The following is a 4,033-nucleotide window of genomic DNA, read 5'->3' as shown; positions in this document are numbered from 1 at the left end:
GTGGATCGCCGCATGCTCAGCAGCGGTCATCTCCCGTAAGCAGACTGGTGCCATGGCTCGCCTCCGCCAGCAGGTCAGAAGGGGCTGCCATTATACCCCGCAACCTGCCGGATGCACCACTAAGATGAGTGTAGCGGCTCAGCATCCGTGGATCACAACAGACGCTAAAGCGGAGCCTAGTGCTTTTCGGCTGATTGAGTTGGTTGGAGAATGAACCTCTCTGTCAGGAAGCTGACGATTTGAGCGATCTGGTCTCTTGGAAGGGTAAATCCGACAGATCCAAACTTCGGATGATAAAACGCCAGCAAAATCCCTTCTGGAGGAGACGCTTGGATATACCACCTGGCATTGGCAACCGTGCTGATGGTGACTTCCTCGCTCTCAAAGTCAGGGGGCGGTTGCCCCTCAACCATCTTGCTTCTTGCAGTTCCAAGTTCGCTGATCAGCTGATCAAGCTCGTCAAGTGTGAGCACCAGCTGCAATGGTGGCCGTCCAGGAGGCGCAATCCCGATGGCTGTTGCGGTCCTGTCGTGAGCGACTCCGATCGTCATTTCAACATCCGGCATGGCCTTGGCCCTCGTCGGACTCCTTACTCCAAGCTGACCTGCATCGACGGCTTTTTGATGCCGGTCTGGATTGCAAAGCTAAGCCACGGTCATCCACAGCCCGACCACAATGTTCTGCTTTTGTTCTTATTCCGTGATACTCTTAATGGCATGATTTGGGAGAACAAACGTGAGATTGCCTCGCCTGTCTCTGCGTATTTGGAAGTTGCTTGACGCTTATGCCGAAGGACCATTGGCGGTCGGAGCCTTGGTTCTTATTGTGCTGGCACTCCTAGCAGCAAAGTATCTTGCCGATCTGTGAGCTTAGGAGGGAACCAGCATCAGGCTTGACCGTTGGCCTCATGAACTTCACTGGTTCCCTCTGGTTAGACTCATGAGCCTGACGGTCCTTCCATCAGGCTCTTTTCTTTTGATCTTTAACCGACCACAACCTTCGCCAACTTCTCAGCCCCCTTACTGGCCGCAGGTGAGTATATCCGCTCAACCTCCTTTCACGATCGTTAGCGTCATGATCTTGGAGAGCATGAGGAGTTGTGGGGCAGTTTGATAACGGGCCGGCTGTACAAGGTTTCCGGCCAGACGAAACAAGACTGCGGGACACCTTCATTTGCCAAAGCGCACTCCATCCGAACGCGAGGCACCCGATCCTCCAGAGATTCTGCAGTTCAGAATCTGGCTGCTTGGGATCAGCCCCATGATCTGGCGGCGGATTCAGATGCGACACAGTATGACCCTGCGGGAGCTGCACGGTGTCATCCAGGTCGTGATGGGCTGGGGGGGCATTCACCTGTTCCAGTTCACGCTCCGGGCCAGGCGGTTCGGCTCCCTGGAACTGGCAGCTCGATCCCCGGATGTCCCGCTTTCAGAGCGGCGCCTCCGCTTAGGGACGCGCTTTCGCTACGAGTACGACCTCAATGGTCCATGGGAGCACGAGGTACGCCTCGAGAGCCGGCATGAGGCTGACCCTGGGAGAAGCTATCCCATTTGCCTGGACGGGGACGGATCCTGCCCGCCGGAGGACTGCGGCGGGGTGCCGGGCTTTCTGGCTCGGCGTGAGGCCTGGACCGCTCCGGAGACCAGCCATGACTTTGCCGTCCTGGCCGATTTCGGTGATCAGCTCGCTCTAACGCGAAGCACGGGCGCCTCCATCGACGCCGAGGAGGTCGAGCAGGTCCGGGAGGCTTTGGAGCGCCTTGAGGAGCGCCAAGGGTGGCAGGGCAAGCCGTTCTCCCGCAAGGATGTCAACGAGCGGCTAAGCAAGACCGAGTATCTCGACCTCATGCATCAGCAGTGGTGAGGCTGTGAGAGCCGTTGGTCGGCAATGGGTCCTGGCTTCCCAAGAGTGCACGGAAGGTCCCATGCAGGTCAGGATCATGCTTCAGATCGTCGGAAATGACGGTACCGTTGGCGACGCGGAGGAGATCGCATCCCTGACGAAGATCACCGAGCGGGCCGAAGATCTGGGCCTGTCTCTGGCCGAGAGTAAGACCCTGCTGGCAGCCGCTCAGCAGCGGATCGTTGAGGCTCAAGTCAATGGCTGGCTTGAGAACCACCGGCACTGCAAGGTCAGCAGTCGCAAGCTCCGGTGCAAGGGCAGCTACCCGGTCACCTTTCGGACCCTGTTCGGCAATGTCCAGCTCAAAAGCCCACGCTTCCACGTTCCCAAGGAGCGGCGGACCAATGGTCCGGCAACGATCTCGCCACTGACGCAGTTGCTCCCCGACCAGGTTGCGCCGGAGCGCCTGTACCTCGAGACCCGCTGGGCCTCGCTTGTGCCCTATGCGGCAGCGGCAGAACTTCTGGCCGATGTCCTGCCTGTCGTGAGCGGCGTCAACGCAACGACGGTACGTCAGCACGTTCTGCGGGCAGCCGAGCGGATGGAGAGCGATCTCACCGAGCAGCGAGCCACATTCACAGGAGGTACAGATCCTCGCGATTGGGAGGATCTGCCGACCCCTGATGGACGAATGGTCATCGGCCTCGACGGCGGCTACATTCGCGACTGGCGCGACAGAAAGCGGAATTTCGAACTGATCGTCGGTCGGTCCATACCCGAAGAGGGGGAGGCTCGGTACATCGGCTTCGTCCATGGGTATGATCGCAAGCCGCAGCGTCGCATCATCGATCACCTCCGCCGCCAGGGCTTCCAGGCGGATCAGGATCTGACCTTCATCACCGACGGCGGGGACGAGGTCCGCTCCCTCGCCGAGCGGATCAGTCCGTGTAGCGAGCACGTCCTCGATTGGTTCCACATCACCATGCGGATCACGGTCCTGCGGCAGTTCGCCCAGGGCCTGGTGCACCATGACAAGGAAGCTGGAATGGCGGCGATTGATGAGTTGCGCCGGATCAAATGGTTCCTCTGGCATGGCAACACGTATCGGGCTCGCGAGGCTATCGCTGATTTGGTGCTCGATCTCGAAGCTCTCGACAGTCGCTATCCCAACCTGCGCAAGTTCAGGATCGCCACGCGGGAGTTCCAGGTCTACATCGCCAGCAACGAGCCGAGCCTGATCAATTATGGCGAGCGCTACCGCTCCGGTGAACGAATTTCCTCGGCCTTTGTCGAGGCGACGGTGAATGCGGTGGTCAGCAAGCGCTTTGCCAAGAAGCAGCAGATGCAGTGGAGCCGCCGCGGAGCTCATCTGCTCCTGCAGACGCGGACCAGAGCCCTGGACGGCTCGCTGCGTGCCGCATTCGAACAATGGTATCCCGGCATGATGAACGACAACAACAGGAGCCACAGACGGGCTGTCGCTTAACTGCCCCACAAAAGCTCATGCTCTCCGTCAAGGCGCTCGACAAGGCGATCGAGGTTCAGACCGACTATGTGAAGAGCGCCTATGAAGGGTTTGTTGCTCAGTCGGCGAAGACCCGCGAACTCTATGCCAAGCTGGCGCAGGACAGCTTTGCGCCGTTCGGCGCCCTCTACTCTGCCGCGCAATCGACCTTCACTCCCGTGAAGTCCACGACGCGCGCAAAATAACGCTGAATTTGCGCAATTGAGCCGGAGCGCCCGGTCTTGAGACCGGGCGTTTTGCTGTGGGGTGCAACTCTCGCCGATCCAGCCTGCGGAACACTGCATTCCTAAGCCATGTACTGTCCGCCATTGACGGACAGGGTCGAGCCGGTGACGAAGCCGGCCTCGTCGGAGGCCAGGAACAGCACGCTGCGGGCGATCTCCTCCGCCTCGCCGAGGCGGCCGACGGGAATGAGCGGCAGGATCTTCGACTTGAGCACCTCTTCGGGCACCGCCTTCACCATCTCGGTGGCGATGTAGCCCGGCGCGATCACGTTGACGGTGACGCCCTTGTTGGCATTCTCCTGCGCCAGCGCCTTGGCGAAGCCGATCACGCCGGCCTTGGCGGCGGAGTAGTTCGCCTGTCCCATCTGGCCCTTCTAGTTCAGCTTCTAGGACGGCGAGTAAGGGCAGCCGGCGGAGCCGCTCCGCCTCCTCTAGCGGGCGT

At 60.1% G+C, this 4,033-nt stretch carries 4 protein-coding genes and 1 pseudogene; 3 read left to right on the top strand and 2 right to left on the bottom strand.

Going from position 1 to position 4,033, the window contains the following annotated elements; translation table 11 throughout:
• Nucleotides 1-176 precede the first annotated feature (176 nt).
• Nucleotides 177-566: a hypothetical protein gene (locus tag ACS5Q1_RS46550; protein WP_473104566.1), complete on the bottom strand. Its 390-nt coding sequence runs from the start codon at nucleotides 564-566 to the stop codon at nucleotides 177-179.
• 607 nt (nucleotides 567-1,173) lie between these two features.
• On the opposite strand from ACS5Q1_RS46550, the gene ACS5Q1_RS46545 reads away from it, so the two are divergent.
• From ACS5Q1_RS46545 to ACS5Q1_RS46535, 3 genes are all read left to right on the top strand, one after another.
• Complete coding sequence (locus tag ACS5Q1_RS46545; protein WP_473104565.1) at nucleotides 1,174-1,863, top strand: plasmid pRiA4b ORF-3 family protein; 690 nt, start codon at nucleotides 1,174-1,176, stop codon at nucleotides 1,861-1,863.
• Between the two features lie 61 nt (nucleotides 1,864-1,924).
• A complete protein-coding gene (locus tag ACS5Q1_RS46540) occupies nucleotides 1,925-3,328 on the top strand; it encodes an ISKra4 family transposase (RefSeq protein WP_473104564.1) in 1,404 nt (467 codons plus the stop codon).
• A gap of 17 nt (nucleotides 3,329-3,345) precedes the next feature.
• Nucleotides 3,346-3,552 (top strand): phasin family protein, encoded by a 207-nt coding sequence (locus tag ACS5Q1_RS46535; protein WP_473104563.1) that lies wholly within the window; start codon nucleotides 3,346-3,348, stop codon nucleotides 3,550-3,552.
• A 101-nt stretch (nucleotides 3,553-3,653) separates the two neighbouring features.
• On the opposite strand, the pseudogene ACS5Q1_RS46530 reads toward ACS5Q1_RS46535, so the two are convergent.
• Nucleotides 3,654-3,965: pseudogene (locus ACS5Q1_RS46530) on the bottom strand (SDR family oxidoreductase); the annotation flags it as partial.
• Between the last annotated feature and the right edge of the window lie 68 nt (nucleotides 3,966-4,033).

It is taken from the genome of Microvirga sp. GN3 (genome assembly GCF_055792825.1).
The sequence above is the reverse complement of the archived record's forward strand: the minus strand, read 5'-3'. Positions and strand labels throughout refer to the sequence as shown.

Bases quoted from the DNA above. Each gene is read 5' to 3' on its own strand.
- ACS5Q1_RS46550 (WP_473104566.1), bottom strand. From the start codon at position 566: ATGCCGGATGTTGAAATGACGATCGGAGTCGCTCACGACAGGACCGCA.
- ACS5Q1_RS46540 (WP_473104564.1), top strand. From the start codon at position 1,925: ATGCAGGTCAGGATCATGCTTCAGATCGTCGGAAATGACGGTACCGTT.
- ACS5Q1_RS46535 (WP_473104563.1), top strand. From the start codon at position 3,346: ATGCTCTCCGTCAAGGCGCTCGACAAGGCGATCGAGGTTCAGACCGAC.